The organism is Occallatibacter riparius (genome assembly GCF_025264625.1).
Lineage (GTDB): Bacteria > Acidobacteriota > Terriglobia > Terriglobales > Acidobacteriaceae > Telmatobacter > Telmatobacter riparius.
This window is the reverse complement of sequence record NZ_CP093313.1, coordinates 1877183-1895209: the sequence shown is the minus strand read 5'-3', so window position 1 is coordinate 1895209 and position 18027 is coordinate 1877183. Positions and strand designations below refer to the sequence as shown.

Genomic DNA, 18027 nt, shown 5'->3' with positions numbered 1-18027 from the left:
GCCTTGCGAGTGACTTAAATCACCGCTGCTCACCGCCTGCTGCATATATAAAGTAGCCGAGGTTTCCCTACGCCGTCCGGAGTTCCCAAGCCGGCCGAGGGCGTTTGTCTTCCCGGCCTGCTGCCGCAGGACCCAACAACAGGAATCGCCAATGACCGCTGAGTTGATCCACAGGCTGCACTTCGCATTCACCGTTACGTTTCACTATCTATTCCCGCAACTCACCATGGGCCTCGGCTTGCTGATCGTGGTGCTTAAAACAGTGGCGCTACGTAGGGGCAATCCTGCATGGGATCGCGCCGCGCACTTCTGGGGACGCATCTTCGGCATCAACTTCGTCTTCGGCGTGGTGACCGGCATCCCCATGGAGTTCGAGTTCGGAACCAACTGGGCGCAGTTCTCGCGCGTGTCTGGGGGAGTGATCGGCCAACCATTGGCCATGGAGGGCGTGTTCAGCTTCTTCCTCGAGTCGGCTTTTCTTGGCCTGTTCCTCTACGGTGGCAGCAAGCTTTCAAAGCGCATGCACTGGTTCTCCGCGGTGATGGTGTGGCTCGGCTCGTGGATCTCCGGCTTCTTCATCATCGTCACCGATGCGTGGATGCAGCACCCCGTGGCCTATAACGTTGTGAATGGCCACTATGAGGTGACGAGTTTCTGGGGACTGTTGCTGAACCCCTGGGCGCTCCTCCAATACATGCACAACATGACGGGCGCCGTGGTTACGGGCTCGTTCGTTGTGGCGGCCGTGGGTGCGTTTTACCTGCTCGAAGGACGCAACCAGGAGTTCGGCAAAATCTTCCTCAAAGTGGGAGTGGTCGCCGGTCTCATTGCCTCCATCGTCATCATCTTCCCGACAGGCGATTTGCACGGCAAGTATGTCGCGAAGCACCAGCCCGTCGCGATGGCAGCGATGGAGGGACTCTTCCACACGGAGAAGGGCGCGCCCATCGTGTTGATTGGGCAGCCCAATCCGGAAACCGGCCGCATCGACAACCCCATCGTCATCGGCAATGTGCTCAGCTTCCTCATCTATGGAACAACCGGCGCGGAGGTGCAGGGACTCGATCAGTTTCCGCGCGATCAATGGCCCGGCGCGCAGCCGTTGCTCTATTACGCCTACCACATCATGGCCGGCCTCGGGACGTGGTTCCTGCTGCTGATGTTCGTCTCGGCCTTCCTGCTGTGGAGAGGAAAACTCTACAGCGCTCGATGGGTGCAATGGGCCGTGCTGCTCAGCTTCCCGCTGCCGTATATTGCGAACACCGCCGGCTGGATGACCGCGGAACTTGGCCGTCAGCCCTGGCTCATCTATGGGCTGATGCGCACCAGCGAAGGATTCTCGCACATGGTGTCGGCCGGCAATGGCCTGTTCACGCTGCTGGGATTCATGGGGCTTTACGCGCTGCTGGGATTGCTGTTCACGGTGCTGGTGTATCGCGAAATCAGCCACGGTCTGGGCGCAGCCACAACTACCGAGCCCGTCCACACGGCGGGAATGTAAGCGGACGACGCGAGGAGAGAAACGATGGGTTTCATCTGGTTCTGGCTGGTAGCGGTGATGATCGTTGGATACGTTGTGCTCGATGGATTCGATCTCGGCGTTGGCGTTCTGCATCTTTTTCTGCCGCAAAACGAGGCCGAGCGGCAAGTCTCCCTGCGCTCCATCGGCCCCGTGTGGGACGGCAACGAAGTCTGGCTGCTGGCCGGCGGCGGCACGCTCTACTTCGCGTTTCCCCTGCTCTACGCGTCGGCGTTCAGCGGCTTCTATCTGCCACTCATGATCGTTCTCTGGCTGCTGATCGGCCGCGGCATCAGCCTTGAGCTCAGCAATCACCTCGACATCGGCGTGTGGCACACACTGCTCGATCGCCTGTTCGGCATCGCCAGCGCGCTGCTCGCCATCTTCTATGGAGCGGCGCTGGCCAACGTCATTCGCGGCGTGCCCCTGCAGGCCGACGGCTTCTTCTTCCTCCCGCTCTGGACCAACTGGATGCCTGGTGCGAATCCCGGCATTCTCGACTGGTACACGGTCATCGGAGGACTCGTCGCGCTCGTCGCGCTCACGCTTCACGGCGCGCTGTGGCTGACTATCAAGGTGTCAGGCGAACTGGAAGCTCGGGCGCGGCGGATCGTGCGTCCGCTGTGGATGGTGCTGGCCGCGTTGACGGTGGTGAGCCTGATCGCAACGATGGCGGTGAGACCGCAGACGCTGGATAACTACTACCGCTACCCCGTGACGTTCATTGTGCCGGTTGGCGTGATTGCTTCGCTCGTCGGAATCCTCTTCTTCAACCGCAAAGCGCAACCGGTGCGAGCGTTCCTTTCGTCAAGCGTCTACCTGTTCTTCATGCTCGCGGGGGCCTGCTGGGGACTTTATCCAACGCTGCTGCCCGCGACCGCTGGCTCCGGCCCCGATATCACGCTGGATCGCGCTATCAGCGGCCCACATACGCTGGCTGTGGGACTGGCGTGGTGGATTTTCGGCATGACACTGGCTGTGGGCTACGTGGTTTTTGTCTACAGCCGCTTCCGCGGCAAAGCCGACGCAACTGAGGGCGGCCACTAAGCCGCCCTCTCGGGCTCGATCAGGAGCGCTTTCGTCGATCGGCGACCACGATGATGCGAACATCGCGCGCCTTCTCCACTAGCTGCAGAACGGGATCAGCGGTAGCCAAGTGGTCCCATGGCCGGATGGGCGGCCGGGCGGCGAGAATGTGCGTGATCTGGTTGCGATGCGTAAAGTCGATGATCTTTCCGGCAGCATCGGCCCCTTCGAGCACGCGCGTCTCGATGTGAAGATTGCGCGCGAAGTTCAGATGCTTTTCCATCTCTTCGCGCGCGCGTGTGTCATCGCGGCGGCGTTGGGATGAAACCCATACAGCGAAGCAATCAGCTTCCAGGTAGTCAGCCATGCGGCGCCCCCGTCTGATCAGCATCGCCGTAGACGGTCCGGGCGTAAGGAAGATCAGGATACGATCACGGCGCGGATGTGCTGTAACGGAAACGTGACCGTGCTCGCGCGCTCCAGGTGACTCGACCGCTTCCCGCGACTCGAGCTCGTGCGCAGCCTGTCGCAGCGCAAGTTCGCGCAACGCCGAGAGCGTTGATTCCTTGAAGAAGTTCTCCAGCGCACGCTGCGCCTTTTCCGGCGCATAGATCACTCCGCGACGCAGTCGGTTCATCAACGCGTTCGTCGTCGCATCGACCATGATGACTTCAGAGGCGCTCTTGATGAACCAGTCGGGCACGGTCTCGCGCACGCGGATGCCGGTGATGCGGAAGATGTGGTCATTCAGGCTCTCGAGATGCTGGATATTCATGTTCGACATCACATCGATCCCCGCATCGAGCAGCACCTGTTCGTCTTCCCATCGCTTCGCGCGAGCCGATCCCGGCACATTCGTGTGCGCCAGCTCATCCACAATGCAGATGGCCGGATTGCGCTGCAGGATCGCATCGGTGTCCATCTCCTGAAACACCGCGCCGGCCACGGTCGTGGAGCGCGTTGGGATCATCTCCAGCCCTACAGTTCTCGCGATCGTGTCCTTGCGTCCGTGAGGCTCAAAGTAACCGACCACGATGTCTTTCCCTTGTCGGGAGAGCTCCTGCGCATCTTCAAGCATCCGGTAGGTCTTGCCTACGCCTGCGGCATAGCCGAGGTACAAGTGAAGCCTTCCGCGCCGTGCGCGCGCCGGTTCGCGAGGATTGGGATCACCTGTGTGGGTAAACGATGACATCGATCCCCTCCGCGGCCCTGATCAGCCGAACCGCCAGGTTACCGCGCACACGCGTCCAAAAGCCTCGTGGCGCATCGCTGCGGCCAACAAAAATCTGCGTCACTCCCCGCTGCATCGCGAAGTCCAGGATCGCAGTCACCACGTCACTATCTACCAGCGTGAATACCTCGGCTCCGAGGAGGCGCGCCTGCTGTAGATTCCTCTCTAGCTGCTCACGCCCTTCCTTCGAAACAGGCTTGTACCGGCAATGCAATACGAAGAACTCGCCCTGAAATCGATCCGCGTTGCGGCGGCCACTTTCCAGCATCTCAGCCGCGTCGAACTCATCTGTGACGCAGACCAGAATCCGCTCCTGCACGCCCCACGTCTGCTCAGTGCCCTGCGAGCGCAAATAGCTCTCGAGCTGCCGATCGACTACTGAAGCCGCAGCCAGCAGTGCCAGTTCCCGCAGCCGCGACAGCTTGTGCTTTTCGGCAAGCCGCGCTGAAGTATCTTCGATTCCGCCCAGGACACTCTCTTCTGAAGGCGCGTCAACCACCGTGATTTCGTCGGCCAGATTGTTCAGGAATTCGCGGGGAATGATGTATCGAGCGCGCTTCCCGGTGATCCGTTCAACCTCGTCCTGCAGATTCTCGAGGTACTGCACATTGACGGTCGTCAATACCGATATGCCCGTCTTAAGCAGCACCTCTACATCCTGCCAACGGTGCGCATTCGTGCATCCGGCAGGATTGTCGTACGCAAGGCCATCGATGAGTACCACCTCAGGCTGGCGTTCTACGACTGAGGCAACGTCGATCGCCTCCGCTCCGCAGCTGGAAATGGTGGGAATGGCCTCCAGGTGTTCGATGATACGGCGAACATCCTCCGGATAATCCGGCTGTAGCGCGCATGCCACGACGTCTTCGCCGCGCTCTCTTCGGCGACGGCCCTCATCCAGCATCTGGAATGATTTCCCGACGCCGCTGGCATATCCGAGAAACACCTTCAGCTTTCCGCGCTGCTTCCGGCGTTCCTCCAATTCGATATCCGCCAGCAACTCATCGGGAGTACGACGGCGTGAGTCATCGAACATGTGTCCGTATTGTATCCAGCCCTTCCGTTGCTGACAGCATTCAATGCATGGCATTCTGGCCCGTGGTTCGAGACGCTGCGGTTACTTGTGCGCAGGAAACTTCTGATCGAGCGCGATGTTGAGCATCAGAACGTTAACTCCAGGTTCTCCGATGAAGCCAAGCGCGGGTTTGTCGGTCGCCTCCGCGACCAGCGCTTTAACCTGGCCCGCCTCCACGCCGCGCGCCGCTGCCACTCGCCCCAGTTGCAGCTCCGCGTTCGCCGGACTGATGTGCGGATCAAGTCCCGATGCCGAACCAGTCACCGCGTCAGAAGGAATCGGAGTCTTCGGCGTAATTACCAGGGGGTTCTTCGCATCGTTAAAGGCCTTGATCAGCCTGACGTCATCCAGATTTCCCTGCCCGTCCTTGAATCCGTCGAGAGGTGCCGAGGACGTAAACGCAATGTTGTTGTCGAGGCAATAGTGAACGATACGATCCTGCAGGCCGTCAAAGTCGACGATCTCTTTGCCTTTGTCGTCCATCTTCGTCGTCCCGTACAGCAGCTTGGCGTTCGTGGGGCCAAGGTTCGAGCCAAGGCTGTTGGTGGCATCGTATCCTGTGCCCGCCGACGAAGGCCGCGGATGAAAGTAGTCGGCTCTTGTGAACGACTGCCCAATCAGACTCGACCCTACAACCTTGCCGTTCTGCGTCACCAGGCTTCCATTCGCCTGCTTCGGGAAGATCGCTGCCGAGACGCCGGTCATTGCCACGGGGTAGATAAGGCCCGTCAGGATAGTCAATGCGATCATCAAGCGCAATCCCGGTCCAAGTTCCTTAATCATCTCTCTTCTCCTCTTATGCCCTTGCTATGCCAGATGCAGAGCGGCCAAAAGCTTGTCGATCAACCATATTCCCGGGAACGGCGCGATGATTCCGCCCAGCCCATAGATCAGCAGATTGCGCGTCAGCATCTGGCCGGCGCTTACGGGCTTGTACCGCACACCTCGCAGCGCGAGCGGCACCAGCGCGATGATGATCACCGCGTTGAAGATCACAGCCGAGAGCACCGCGCTCTGAGGCGAATGCAGTCCCATGATGTTCAGCTTGTTCAGCTCGGGATAAATTGCCGCGAACATCGCCGGGATAATCGCGAAATATTTCGCCACATCGTTCGCAATCGAGAATGTCGTCAATGATCCGCGCGTGATCAGCAACTGCTTGCCGATGGCAACGATCTCAATCAGCTTCGTCGGATTGCTGTCGAGATCCACCATGTTGCCGGCTTCCTTCGCCGCCATGGTGCCCGTATTCATCGCGACACCCACATCGGCCTGGGCAAGCGCAGGAGCATCGTTGGTGCCGTCGCCCGTCATAGCGACGAGCCTTCCCTCGGCCTGCTCTTTGCGGATGTACTCGAGCTTGTCCTTCGGCGTCGCCTGTGCCAGAAAGTCATCCACACCGGCTTCCTGTGCAATCGCAGCTGCAGTCAGCGGATTGTCGCCAGTGATCATGACGGAGCGAATGCCCATCGTCCGCAGCGAAGCAAGCCGCTCCTTCATGCCGCCCTTCACGATGTCCTTCAGGTGGATTACGCCCAGCACCCTCGCGCCGTCGGCCACAGCCAGCGGAGTACCGCCGTGCCGCGATATGTGATCCGACGCCTCTGTAAGCGACTTCGGCACAACACCGCCGGCCTTCACTACGAACTGCGCGATCGCCTCTGTCGCACCCTTGCGCAGCTGCCGCCCGTCAATGTCCACGCCGCTCATCCGCGTGTAGGCGGAGAAGGGAATGAAGTGCGCCTCGTGCTCCGCAACTTCGCGCCCGCGCAGGCCATACTTCTCTTTCGCGAGCACCACAACCGAGCGGCCTTCGGGAGTTTCATCCGCGAGGCTTGAGAGTTGCGCCGCATCGGCAAGATCCGTCGCGCTCACCCCGTCCACCGGAATGAACTCAACCGCCTGCCGGTTACCCAGCGTGATAGTGCCTGTCTTGTCGAGCAGCAGCGTGTTCACGTCGCCCGAGGCCTCAACGGCCTTTCCGCTCATCGCCAGAACATTGTGCTGCATCACGCGGTCCATGCCGGCGATCCCGATCGCGGATAGAAGTCCGCCAATCGTTGTCGGAATCAGGCACACCAAGAGCGATACGAGGACCGCAACGCTGGGAGCGACCCCTCCGCCGACCGCCGCAATCGAATACTTCGCAAAGGGCGGAAGCGTCGCCACCGCCATAAGGAAGATCAGCGTGAGTCCGGCGATCAGGATGTTCAGCGCGATCTCGTTGGGTGTCTTCTGCCGCACCGCCCCTTCTACCAGCGCGATCATGCGATCGAGGAACGTCTCGCCGGGGTTCGACGTGATGCGAATGGTGATGTGATCGGACAGAACCTTCGTGCCGCCCGTAACCGCGCTGCGATCACCGCCAGACTCGCGAATCACAGGCGCGCTCTCGCCGGTAATCACCGACTCATCCACGCTGGCGATGCCTTCGATGACCTCCCCATCGCCGGGGATGATCTGCCCCGCCTCGCAATAGACTGTATCGCCCGCGCGCAATGAGGATGCCGGCACCTTTTCGAACTTGTTGTTCGGCAGAATCTTGTGCGCTATGGCATCCGTCTTGGTCTTGCGCAGCGCATCGGCCTGCGCTTTGCCGCGCGCCTCGGCCATGGCTTCAGCAAAGTTCGCAAAGAGAACCGTGAACCACAGCCACAAGGCAATCTGCACGCCGAAGAACGTATCTGCGGTCTTGGCGAATGCGTCCTTGGTAACGAAAACGGTGGTAAGCGCGGCACCCACTTCTACCACGAACATCACAGGATTCTTTGCCACAACCATCGGGTTGAGTTTTACGAACGACTCCTTGATCGCGCGTTTCAGGATCTCCGGATCGAAGAGAGGGCGCGCGCGCACGCCTTTCGAGATGAGCGCTGCGCCATCATGCTCGCGCTGTTCCGGCTTGTGTTCTTGCGTCGGCACCGTCATAGTCGGCATCTGTCAGCTCCTTGTTCTTTAAGCCAGCTCAAAACAGCTTCCCGTTGAGCATCTGGAAGTGCTCAACGATTGGGCCAAGCGAAAGCACTGGAAAGTACGTCAGTGCGCCCACAATCACTACTGTGCCGAGAATCAGAACCACAAACAGCGTGCCGTGTGTCGGCAAAGTGCCGCTAGTTACAGGGATTAGCTTCTTTGAGGCGAGACTGCCTGCGATAGCCAGTGCCGGAATGATGAAGAGGAAGCGGCCCACAAGCATATCGAGCGCAAGCGTCAGGTTGTACCAGGGCGTGTTTGCGTTGATTCCCGCGAACGCGCTGCCGTTGTTGCCGGCGCCGCTTGAGTACGCATAGAGGATCTCGGAGAGTCCATGCGCGCCGTTGTTATTGGTGTTCGCTACCGCTGCACCCGGCGCATTCCAGTAGCCGCCCTTTGCGAACGGAGCGACTGAGCTGAGCGCGGTGAAGAGGAGAATGCACAAGGACGTGGCCAGCACGGCAATAATGGCCATCTTCACTTCCTTCTGCTCAATCTTCTTGCCCACATATTCCGGCGTGCGCCCCACCATCAATCCGCCGATGAAAACCGCGATGATCACATAGAGCAGCATGCTGTAGAGCCCCGCGCCAACACCGCCGAAGATCACCTCGTCGGTCTGGATGTTGAACAGCGGCACCAGGCCCCCAAGCGGCGTAAAGCTGTCATGCCAGCTGTTGATCGCGCCACAGCTCGCGTCCGTAGTGACCGTCGCGAACAGCGTCGACTGCGCAATGCCGAAGCGGAGTTCCTTGCCTTCCATGTTGCCGCCGGGCTGGCTCTTGTCGTACGTCTGCGCCACGCCCATCTTCGTCACCAATGGATTGCCGCGCTGCTCTGCCCAGTAGCAGACGAAGACGCCGACAAAGAACAACGCAGACATGGCAGTAAATATCGCCCAACCCTGTCTCGTGTCTTTCACCGCCTTGCCAAACATGTAAGTCAATCCAGCGCCCAACGAGAAGATCAGGATCAGCTGCAGGAAGTTCGACGCCGGGTTGGGATTCTCATAAGGGTGCGCGGAGTTGGCATTGAAGAATCCGCCGCCATTCGTGCCCAGCATCTTGATGGAAAGCTGCGACGCCAGCGGCCCCTGTTCGATAACCTGCTGCGCCCCGTTTTCGAGGGTCTGTGCGGTCACCGGTCCCTTGAAGTTCTGAATGCAGCCCTGCGAAACGAAGAACAGCGTGGTCAGCATGCAAACAGGCAGCAAGATGTAAACCGTGCAGCGCACCACGTCCGCCCAGAAGTTGCCGATGGTCTTCGTGGTGTGCCGCGCGAATCCGCGGATCAGTGCCACCGCAACCGCAATGCCCGCCGCCGCCGACACGAAGTTCTGCACGGCGAGCGCCGCCATCTGCGTCAGATAGCTCATCGTTGTGTCGGGCGAATACGACTGCCAGTTGGTGTTGGTCATGAAACTGGCTGCCGTATTCATGGCGAGGTCGGGCGTCATCGGCGTGGCGCCCGCCGGGGCCTGCGGCGTTGAGAAGTGCATGGGATTCAGGGGCAAGAAGCCCTGTAACCGCTGGATAAAATACACGAACAGAAAACTGAATATGCTCAGTGAGAGCAGCGACGCCGCATAGCGTACCCAGGTCTGCTCTTCGTTTTCTCGAATGCCGCTAACCCGATAGACCAGGCGCTCCACGGGCCCCAGTACTGGATGAAGAAATGTGCGCTGGCCCTCGAAGACACGAAACATGAAGGTTCCAATTGGCTTCGTGATGGCGACAATGATGACGAAGAAAGTAAGAATCTGTGCGATGCCAATCCAAGTCATGACAAGACCTCAGAATTTCTCGGGCCGCAGAAGCGCGTACACCAGGTAAGCAAACAGAAAAACCGTGATGATCCCCGCAATGGCGTATTCCATCGATTTCTCCTAAAGCCGGTCTGCGGCTTTGGTAAAGCCCCAGAGCAAGACAAAGAACGCGATTACGATCGCGACGTAGAACAGATCCAGCATGATCACCTCTGGCTGCATCACAGAGCATGCTCGTGCATGCCTGCTGTCATTGCGTATCGTAGGTGCGAGCAGCTAAACGGCACATAAACGGTCCGTAACAGCGGGCTAAACTCGCCGCTGCCGAGCAGCTCGCAGGCACGCAGCATCGCGCCTCCGCGTCAAGCAGAGATGGAGCATTCTTCATTCGTTTATGTGCTTGGAATGGCAGCTATTGAGGAAGATGGAACCGGTACCCTGCCCAGGCGTCGGTGACCAGAAAGCGCGGTTTCGATGGATCAGGCTCAAGCTTCTTTCGCAGCCGGTTGATGAACACTCGCAGATACTCGAGCTCATCACCATAGTCCGGTCCCCAAACAGCCTGCAGCAACTCGCGATGCGCAAGCGTTTTGTTCGGCCTGGCCAGAAGATAGGACAGCAGTTCGAACTCCCTCGCGGTGAGGCGCGATGTTTGTCCGCGCACGGTCACTTCGCGCGACGACAAATCCAGGTTTACGCCTTCTGCAACAAGCGGCTGGAGATTCGCCTGGCCTGGCGCCTGCGGTAATCGGCGAAGAGTCGCGCGGATCCGCGCCAGCAGTTCCGGCGTGCTGAACGGCTTGGTCACATAATCATCTGCCCCGGCGTCGAGCGCTTCTACCTTCTGCCGCTCTGCGTTGTTCACCGTGAGCATAACGATGGCGATCTCGGAGCTCGACCTGATCATCCGGCATGTCTCCATGCCGCCCATTCCTGGCATGTTCATGTCGAGCAGCACCAGATCGTAGTTGCTGTTGCGGAGCTCTTCCAGCCCCTCTTCACCTGTGCGCGCATCGTTCACCTGGTATCCGTGTGCGGTGAGCGTCGAACGCATTACGCGCCGAATCTGCGGATCGTCATCGATGACTAGAATCCTTGCACTCATTCCGCGGATCCTCCCGGCGCTACAGGAAGACCGAATGAAAACTCCGTCCCCTGCTCCGGACCGCTGGTCAACGTAATGTCTTCGCCATGCGCGCGCAGTATCTCGCGCGCAATAGGAAGTCCCATTCCGGTCCCCTGCAGGTGACGTTCACTCTTGCCGCGATAGAACTTCTCAAAGACTCTTTCACGCTCCTCTTCACGAATACCTTTACCTTTGTCGGCGAGGAAGAGGATGACCTTGCCATCCTGTAGATGCCCTCCGATCCGGATCGGGCTTCCAGACGGAGAGTACTTGAGCGAGTTGTCGAGTAAATGCGTGAGCACCACTTGGATAAGCTCCGCATCCACGCGCACTGGCGGCAGTTCTTCCGGAACATCCACGCGAATTTCGCGTGCCTCAGTTAGCGATTTCATCTGGCGCAGCGCGGCATTCACCAGTGATCGTGGAAAATGCGTGCCCAGGTTGAGGCGAAATGTTCCCCCTTCGATCCGCGCCAGTTGAATGGCATCCGACACCAGTTTCGACAGCCTGTCTGCAGACTCGTCCACAATCTCAATTAGTTCGTGCTGATGCGGCTGAAGCACGTTCGGTGAATCCGATAGCAGATCGCTGGTGACCGCCTTGATCGATGTCAGCGGCGTCTTGAACTCGTGCGCCAGTGCGTCCAGCATCGTCGATTTGAGTTCCTCACCCTGTCGCGCCACCTCCGCCTGGGTCACGGCTTTTTGGGCGTTGGCGCGCTCTAGTCCAATGGCCACCAGATTCACCAGCGACTGCAAAGCGGCGTCAGAAAATTCCCCGCCGCTCAGCGCGATGCTGCCAATCGGTTCTCCGCCGAGGCGAATCGGAGTGACAACCAGATTAGACGACTCTCCCTTCAGCACCGCGGAACGCACCGCGGACTCGCGGAGCTTGTCTTCCACTTCTGCCTGCTCCAGCCCTACGCAATAGATCTCTCCACTGGAGCGGGTATAAAGAGCGATTCCGAAGAATCCACAGGTGGTGAATATCTGGTGGACAATCTGATTCGCTATCGGCAGTGACGTGTCGATCAGCAGCAGAGCCCGGCTGAGAGAGTAGAGCCTCTCAATCTCATTCCTTCTCTCTTCCGACTCCAGCGTACGCATCTTCGCCCGCGCCGATAATTGGCTCGCAGTGAGCGACGTCGCCAGAAACGCGAACAGCGCAATCCAGTTCTGTGGATCGGCGATGGTGAATGTGCCGACCGGTGGCAGAAAGAAGAAGTTGAAACAGAGCATCGCCGCGACTGAGGCGACAGTAGCTTCAACCAGTCCGCCCTTTGTGGCAATCAGAAGAATGGAGACCAGAAAGCAGAATCCTGCGGTGGTTGCATTCAGCGGCACCACCCGCGAGAAGATAAACGTCGTCGCCAGGACAACACCAAGGCCTACTGCTGAGCGAAGAATCAAATGAAATGATTGCCGTGCCGCGCGAGAGATCCTCGGCGGCTCCGGAATCTGCTTTGTGTCAACAGCGTCGCGGAGCGCACTTTCAGGCATGTTGACGGAGCGTACAGCAGTCATAGCGGTCTAGCCTGGCGATCCGGCTTCTCCAGCGGTGGGACAGTTTCATCCAATTACCGGAATCGCTGATTGACATGGTACTCGCAATCGCCTAAACGGCACATAAACGTGGTCACCCACCCAGTGCTTCACAGGACGCATCCAACGTGGCTGGGAGCATGACGTGAGAAAACATGAGGTAGTCGTCATCACAGGAGCCTCCGCCGGAGTAGGACGCGCCGCCGTTCGCGAGTTCGCGCGGCACGGAGCACACGTGGGGCTTATCGCGCGTGGACGCGATGGCTTAGAAGCCGCAGCGCGGGAGGTTGAAGCATTCGGCGGAAGAGCTCTTGTGCTGCAGGCCGACGTTGCAGATGCCCAGCAGCTGCAGGCAGCAGCCGATCGCGTCGAGCGCGAGCTCGGCCCCATTGACATCTGGGTGAACAACGCGATGGCATCGGTATTCTCTCCCATCCGAGAAATGACGCCGGAGGAGTTCAAGCGAGTAACGGAAGTGACCTATCTCGGCTACGTGTATGGATCGCTAGCCGCGCTGAAATACATGCTGCCGCGCGATCGCGGCACGATCGTCCATGTAGGCTCAGCACTCGCATACCGCAGCATCCCTCTGCAGGCGGCCTATTGCGCCTCAAAGCACGCCATCCTTGGCTTCTTTGCCGCTCTCCGCACCGAGCTGCTCCACGACGGCAGCAATGTCCAAACGACGATGGTTCAGATGCCGGCGCTGAACACACCGCAATTCGGATGGGTGCGCAGCCGTCTTCCTCGCAAGGCGCAGCCCGTTCCGCCCATCTATCAGCCCGAAGTCGCGGCGCGGCTCATCTATCACGCTGCCCATCATCCTCAGCGTCGCGAGTGGTACGGCGCGTGGTCCGTCGTGAAGGCTGTCTTCGGAAACAAGCTCGTGCCTTCCTATGCGGATCACTATCTGGCGAAGCAAGGCTATGAATCGCAGCAATACGACGGAGCCGCCGATCCCCATAAGCCCGACAATCTCTACGATCCTTTACCCGGCGATCACGGCGCGCATGGTGCCTTCAACGAGCGGGCAAAAACCTGGAGCGCTGAAGCATGGGCCGAAGAACACTCCGGGCTCCTAGGCACCGCGTTGAGCATCGGCATCGCGGCCGCAGCTTGGGCACTGCTCAAAAGGCGAGCAATTTAGCTGCGGAACGGTGACTCCGCAATGCCCGGTACTTTGACGCCCGGCGCCAGCGGCATATTGCGCACGCGTATGCCCGTAGCTGCGAAGATCGCATTGCCAACTGACGGCGCCAGCGCAATAAGCCCGATCTCACCCGCACCCGCTGACGGAAGATCTTTGCGATCGAGCAGCACAATATCGATCTTTGGCGTATCGCTGAACCGCGGCAACCGATATTGCGAAAACAGCGGATTGCGAATCTTTCCATCGCCAAACACAATGTGCTCGAACAACGCACCACCCAGCGCCTGCACGATTGCGCCCATCTGCTGGTTGCGCAAGCCATCTGGGTTCACGGCCGCCCCCGATTCCCACGCTGTCACCACGCGCCGCACATGAATCGTCTTGCTCGAATCGATCTCCACTTCGGCACACGAAGAAATATAGCCGCCTTTGTCCGTACCGCACGCGATCCCGAATCCGCGCTCCGCCGTAGACTTTGCGTCCTTCCAGCCGAACTTCTCAGCCGCCGCTTGCAGAACCGCGCGCAGCCGCTCGTTTTTCAGATTCTTAAGTCGAAACTCCAGCGAATCCATGCCGACGGCGTGCGCCATCGCGTCCATGTGCGACTCGCGCGCGAAGTTATTCGCCGTCGCGGCCAGCGCACGATACGAACCCTGCCGCAGCGGCGACTTAGCAGGATGATACTGAATCAACTGGTTCGGCACCTCGTAGGGAGTCTCGATCGCCGATGGTCCCGAGTTGTAGTTGTGGTGCTCCCACGCAACAAGTGTCCCATCGCGCCGTGCTCCCGCCCTGATCTCAATGAGCCCCGCCGGACGAAGATACGCCCACGTGAATTCCTCCTCCCGCGTCCACACCAACTTCACCGGCTTGCCGGCAGCTTTCGCAAGACGTGCCGCCTCCAGCGCCGCTTCTCCCGAATGCTTCCCGCCGTATCCGCTGCCCATGTCCGGCTGGATAACACGCACCTGCTCTGCCGGCAGCTTGAAATACTGCATCAGCTCTTCCTGCACTCCGAACGGTCGCTGCGTTCCTGTCCACACCGTCAGCTTCCCGTTCTCCCACTCCGCTACTGCAGCGCGCGGCTCGAGCGGCGCATGTGCGATGTACTGCACTGTATAGGGATCGTCGAGCTTGACTTCCGCCGCGCTCATCGCTTGCTCAACAGAGCCAGTCTTGTGCCCTGGGCCGCTTCTCTCCTCCGGGTCGGGAGTGTTCTTCAGGTACTCGAAAAGACCCTCGTTCCCCTGCTGCGATGGAACATTCCACTTTGCGTGAATCGACGCGACCGCACGCTTCGCCGCGAAATCATCTGCAGCTACCACCCCAATAAAATCGCCATCCCGCAGCACCTTCACACCGGGCATGGCTTCAGCAGCACTGCTGTCCATTGAAACGAGCGTCGCGTTGAACCCGCCAGGCCGTAGAAGCGCTCCGTGCAGCACCCCGGGCCGCGAAATATCAGAAGGGAACTTGTGCTTCCCCGTCACAAAATCGCGCCCGCCAACCTTGCGCACCGGAGTTCCCGCGATCTTCCAATCTGTCGCGGGCGTCAACGCCTCCTGAGCCGACACGACCTTTACCAGCTTCTTGCCGCGCGTCAGCTCACCGTAGCCAATAGATCGCTTTCCGTCACTGATCTTCCCATCCGTCGCCGTGAGCGAAGCTGCATCGATCTTCCATACGCTCGCCGCCTGCTCCAGAAGCATCTGCCGCGTCGCCGCGGCCATGGTCCGCAATTGCGGTCCCATGGTTGGCGTGCTGCGGCTGCCGAACGTGCCCATGTCCCACGGAACCAGATCGGTGTCCCCCATAATCATCGTGATCCGGTCGAACGGCAAGCGCAGCTCTTCGGCAACAAGCTGCGCCAGCGATGTACGGATGTTCTGCCCGACCTCGACCTTGCCTGTAAACACCGTCACGCGCCCATCCGCGGCGATGTGAATCCATGCGCTGATATCATTCGGCAGTTCATGGCCGCCGAAGCCTCGCCCCGACTCCTGTGTCCACGTCGCATCCGCACACAAAGCCACCAGCAGCCCCGCGCTCAATCCTTTGAGGAAACCACGCCGATCGATCCTCGCGGAGATAGTGCTCATGAGCGGCCTCCCGCCAGCCGCGACGCCAGCCTCACCGCTTGCACAATGCGCGGATAAGTTCCGCATCGACACACATTGCCATCCATGCCCGCTACAATCTGCTCTTCGCTTGGATCGTGCGTCTCGTTCAGCAGGGAGGTGGCCGACATGATCATGCCCGCCGTGCAGTAGCCGCACTGGAATGCGCCCTCTTCGACAAACGCCTCCTGCACTGGTGAGAGCTTCCCGTCCTGCTCCAGACCTTCAATCGTGACGATCTTCGCACCGACGGCTGCGCTCACCGGCGTCAGACACGAGCGCGTCGCACGCCCATTCATCAGCACGGTGCACGCGCCGCATTGGCCTTCGCCGCAGCCGTATTTCGTTCCGGTCAAGTCCAGGCGGTTGCGCAGGACTGAAAGAAGACTCTCCTCCGCGGGCGCATTCACGCGGAGGCTCTTGCCGTTCACGCTTAATTTCGTTTCACCCATGGCCCGCTCCCGTGCGCTTCAAACGGCACTCGGTTCGGGCTTCATCATAGCGCTGCCAAGGTCTCGACCGCTACTTGGCGCATGCCCGGCATAACTCGCCCGTCACGCCCTTACCCTCTTCGATGGTGTAAATCCGATCCACCCCGGCGAGCTTCACCGTCTCCTCCGCGCCGCTCGGCCAGTGAATCTCGACCTTATCCACTTTGGTCGCATCGCCCAGCCCGAAGTGCAGCCGCATATCGTTCGATGACAGATAACTCGCACCGCTGATCACGTCCCCGCGCTGGCGCATTCCGTTCGCCGTCACGTATACAGTCGCGCCCACCGCATCCCGCGGGCTCGCGCCGTGTGCCTTCGCATCGGCCCCGCCCACAAGCTGCAAGTCGATCCAGTGATGGCGGTCCATATCTACGTTGCGCAGCAGCAGCGGCGGACCATCCAGTGCGTTGATCACCACGTCGATCTTGCCGTCATTGAACAGATCGCCGAATGCCGCACCGCGTTGCACGGCTGTTACAGCCAGCCCCGATCCTTCCACCGCGGGAACCACTTCGAACTTCCCTTTACCATCGTTGTGGAACAGCAGCGGACGCTGTGCGTAGCTCATGCCCCATCCCGGCTCGTTATCCACGCTCGGGTACACATGCCCGTTCGCAAACAAGAGGTCCTTCCAACCATCGTTGTCGTAGTCCAGAAATCCATCGCCAAACTCAACAAAGGGGATCGTCGGTTGCGCCACTCCCACGCGATAACTCACGTCCTCGAAACTGCCTGCGCCATCGTTGTGAAAGACCACAGAGTAATCGTCAGAGAACGTGGTGCTCACAATATCGAGGTGTCCGTTGTTCTCGTAGTCGCCCACGGCCAACCCCATGTTGCTCACTTCGCGCCCAGCCTCATTCACGGCGAACCCACTCGTGTAACTCGCGTCCTCAAACGTCCCATCGCCCTTGTTGATGTAGAGGTAATTCGGCGTCGAGTCATCCGCCACCGCCAAGTCCAGTTTTCCGTCGCCGTTCACATCCACAAACACTGCACCCAGTCCGTAGAAGCGGTTCGGATCGTTGACTCCCGCCTTCTTGCTTACGTCTGTGAATGTGCCATCGCCGTTGTTGTGGAACAGATGATCCTCGGCCCCCTCCAGCCCGCGCGGTCCACACATCACGTTCACCGCGCGATATTGGCATGTCGTCGACTTCACGCTCTTCGATCCGGTCACCGGCGGATTCTTGAAGTCGTACATCACATACCCAGACACGAACAGATCAAGCTTGCCGTCACCATCAAAATCGCCGAAGGTCGCGCCGGTATGATCCGCCACCACGTCGGCCGAGTCGCCCTTGAGATCGACGCCCGCCTTCTCGGCTACTTCGGTGAACGTGGCGTCGTGATTGTTGCGGAAGAGCCGGTTCGCTCCCAGGTTTGTCACGTAGAGATCAGCCCAGCCGTCGTTGTCGTAATCGCCCACCGCGCAGCCCAGGCCCCAGCGCTCATTGGTCACGTGGGCTTTCTCGGTCACATCTGTGAACGTGCCATTGTGGTTATTGCGGAACAACGCTGCATGGGGCGCCGGAGCCTTCCCCGCCTGCGCTTCGAAAGTCGACCCATTCACGAGGTAGATATCGAGCCAGCCGTCGCGGTCGAAGTCGATCAGGCATACGCCCGACCCTTTCGCCTCAATGATCAGCTTCTTTTCCGGCCCGCCCGTCACGTTCCGCCAGCTCGTCAGCCCCGCCTGCGCTGCGAAGTTTTCAAAGACAATGGGGCCCGATTTTACAGTCCCGCCCGCCGTAATCGGCCGGTGCTGCGCATCATATTGCCCGCTCTGCGGCGAGGCTGAGGTCATCGGCTGTGAACTCTGCTGAGCCGTTGCAGTGCCGGCTGTAATCACGCAACTCAGCCCCAGGGCCGCCGAGCTGCGCCGAAGCATTGCCTTCATAGAATGAAATGTCAGGACCGGATTCATACGAGAGTCACTTCCGACTATACCCGTATGACGCGGCAACCTGTCATGGGTCTGGACACCTTTACGGCGATTGCTCTAGCGTCCCC

At 59.7% G+C, this 18027-nt stretch carries 14 protein-coding genes; 3 read left to right on the top strand and 11 right to left on the bottom strand.

The features are described from left to right. Positions 1-151: 151 nt before the first annotated feature. Positions 152-1501 (top strand): cytochrome ubiquinol oxidase subunit I, encoded by a 1350-nt coding sequence (locus tag MOP44_RS07510; protein ID WP_260795379.1) that lies wholly within the window; start codon positions 152-154, stop codon positions 1499-1501. Between the two features lie 24 nt (positions 1502-1525). Further along, positions 1526-2566 carry a cytochrome d ubiquinol oxidase subunit II gene (gene cydB, locus MOP44_RS07505; protein ID WP_260795378.1) on the top strand — a complete coding sequence of 347 codons (1041 nt, stop codon included), beginning with the start codon at positions 1526-1528 and terminating at the stop codon, positions 2564-2566. 19 nt (positions 2567-2585) lie between these two features. Here cydB and MOP44_RS07500 read toward each other — a convergent pair whose 3' ends face one another. From MOP44_RS07500 to MOP44_RS07470, 8 genes are all read right to left on the bottom strand, one after another. Next, positions 2586-3737, bottom strand: coding sequence for a histidine kinase (locus MOP44_RS07500; protein WP_260795377.1), 1152 nt, complete (start codon positions 3735-3737; stop codon positions 2586-2588). Further along, complete coding sequence (locus MOP44_RS07495; RefSeq protein WP_260795376.1) at positions 3712-4812, bottom strand: histidine kinase; 1101 nt, start codon at positions 4810-4812, stop codon at positions 3712-3714. The genes MOP44_RS07500 and MOP44_RS07495 overlap by 26 nt, the downstream gene beginning before the upstream one ends. 81 nt (positions 4813-4893) lie before the next feature. Continuing rightward, positions 4894-5634 (bottom strand): potassium-transporting ATPase subunit C, encoded by a 741-nt coding sequence (locus MOP44_RS07490; RefSeq protein WP_260795375.1) that lies wholly within the window; start codon positions 5632-5634, stop codon positions 4894-4896. Positions 5635-5658: 24 nt separating this feature from the next. Next, positions 5659-7788 carry a potassium-transporting ATPase subunit KdpB gene (gene kdpB, locus MOP44_RS07485; protein ID WP_260795374.1) on the bottom strand — a complete coding sequence of 710 codons (2130 nt, stop codon included), beginning with the start codon at positions 7786-7788 and terminating at the stop codon, positions 5659-5661. A 28-nt stretch (positions 7789-7816) separates the two neighbouring features. Continuing rightward, complete coding sequence (gene kdpA, locus MOP44_RS07480; protein WP_260795372.1) at positions 7817-9607, bottom strand: potassium-transporting ATPase subunit KdpA; 1791 nt, start codon at positions 9605-9607, stop codon at positions 7817-7819. A 9-nt stretch (positions 9608-9616) separates the two neighbouring features. After that, positions 9617-9700, bottom strand: a complete 84-nt coding sequence (kdpF, locus tag MOP44_RS28040) for a K(+)-transporting ATPase subunit F (RefSeq protein WP_390905485.1) — start codon at positions 9698-9700, stop codon at positions 9617-9619. A gap of 301 nt (positions 9701-10001) precedes the next feature. Next, positions 10002-10694, bottom strand: a complete 693-nt coding sequence (locus tag MOP44_RS07475) for a response regulator transcription factor (RefSeq protein WP_260795371.1) — start codon at positions 10692-10694, stop codon at positions 10002-10004. Further along, positions 10691-12214 (bottom strand): sensor histidine kinase, encoded by a 1524-nt coding sequence (locus MOP44_RS07470; RefSeq protein WP_260795370.1) that lies wholly within the window; start codon positions 12212-12214, stop codon positions 10691-10693. Before MOP44_RS07470 ends, MOP44_RS07475 begins: the two co-directional genes overlap by 4 nt. A 187-nt stretch (positions 12215-12401) precedes the next feature. Here MOP44_RS07470 and MOP44_RS07465 point away from each other — a divergent pair, with 187 nt between their 5' ends. Next, positions 12402-13403 carry an SDR family oxidoreductase gene (locus MOP44_RS07465; RefSeq protein ID WP_260795369.1) on the top strand — a complete coding sequence of 334 codons (1002 nt, stop codon included), beginning with the start codon at positions 12402-12404 and terminating at the stop codon, positions 13401-13403. Here MOP44_RS07465 and MOP44_RS07460 read toward each other — a convergent pair. The 3 genes from MOP44_RS07460 to MOP44_RS07450 form a co-directional block, all read right to left on the bottom strand. After that, positions 13400-15505 (bottom strand): xanthine dehydrogenase family protein molybdopterin-binding subunit, encoded by a 2106-nt coding sequence (locus MOP44_RS07460; protein ID WP_260795368.1) that lies wholly within the window; start codon positions 15503-15505, stop codon positions 13400-13402. The genes MOP44_RS07465 and MOP44_RS07460 overlap by 4 nt on opposite strands. Further along, positions 15502-15975 (bottom strand): (2Fe-2S)-binding protein, encoded by a 474-nt coding sequence (locus MOP44_RS07455; RefSeq protein ID WP_260795367.1) that lies wholly within the window; start codon positions 15973-15975, stop codon positions 15502-15504. Before MOP44_RS07455 ends, MOP44_RS07460 begins: the two co-directional genes overlap by 4 nt. 70 nt (positions 15976-16045) lie before the next feature. Further along, positions 16046-17905 carry a CRTAC1 family protein gene (locus tag MOP44_RS07450; protein WP_390905484.1) on the bottom strand — a complete coding sequence of 620 codons (1860 nt, stop codon included), beginning with the start codon at positions 17903-17905 and terminating at the stop codon, positions 16046-16048. Positions 17906-18027 lie beyond the last annotated feature (122 nt).

Excerpts from the sequence above, each read along its gene's own strand:
- MOP44_RS07510 (WP_260795379.1), top strand. The coding sequence starts at position 152 with ATGACCGCTGAGTTGATCCACAGGCTGCACTTCGCATTCACCGTTACG.
- cydB (WP_260795378.1), top strand. The coding sequence starts at position 1,526 with ATGGGTTTCATCTGGTTCTGGCTGGTAGCGGTGATGATCGTTGGATAC.
- MOP44_RS07500 (WP_260795377.1), bottom strand. The coding sequence starts at position 3,737 with ATGTCATCGTTTACCCACACAGGTGATCCCAATCCTCGCGAACCGGCG.
- MOP44_RS07495 (WP_260795376.1), bottom strand. The coding sequence starts at position 4,812 with ATGTTCGATGACTCACGCCGTCGTACTCCCGATGAGTTGCTGGCGGAT.
- MOP44_RS07490 (WP_260795375.1), bottom strand. The coding sequence starts at position 5,634 with ATGATTAAGGAACTTGGACCGGGATTGCGCTTGATGATCGCATTGACT.
- kdpB (WP_260795374.1), bottom strand. The coding sequence starts at position 7,788 with ATGCCGACTATGACGGTGCCGACGCAAGAACACAAGCCGGAACAGCGC.
- kdpA (WP_260795372.1), bottom strand. The coding sequence starts at position 9,607 with ATGACTTGGATTGGCATCGCACAGATTCTTACTTTCTTCGTCATCATT.
- kdpF (WP_390905485.1), bottom strand. The coding sequence starts at position 9,700 with ATGGAATACGCCATTGCGGGGATCATCACGGTTTTTCTGTTTGCTTAC.
- MOP44_RS07475 (WP_260795371.1), bottom strand. The coding sequence starts at position 10,694 with ATGAGTGCAAGGATTCTAGTCATCGATGACGATCCGCAGATTCGGCGC.
- MOP44_RS07470 (WP_260795370.1), bottom strand. The coding sequence starts at position 12,214 with ATGCCTGAAAGTGCGCTCCGCGACGCTGTTGACACAAAGCAGATTCCG.
- MOP44_RS07460 (WP_260795368.1), bottom strand. The coding sequence starts at position 15,505 with ATGAGCACTATCTCCGCGAGGATCGATCGGCGTGGTTTCCTCAAAGGA.
- MOP44_RS07455 (WP_260795367.1), bottom strand. The coding sequence starts at position 15,975 with ATGGGTGAAACGAAATTAAGCGTGAACGGCAAGAGCCTCCGCGTGAAT.
- MOP44_RS07450 (WP_390905484.1), bottom strand. The coding sequence starts at position 17,905 with ATGCTTCGGCGCAGCTCGGCGGCCCTGGGGCTGAGTTGCGTGATTACA.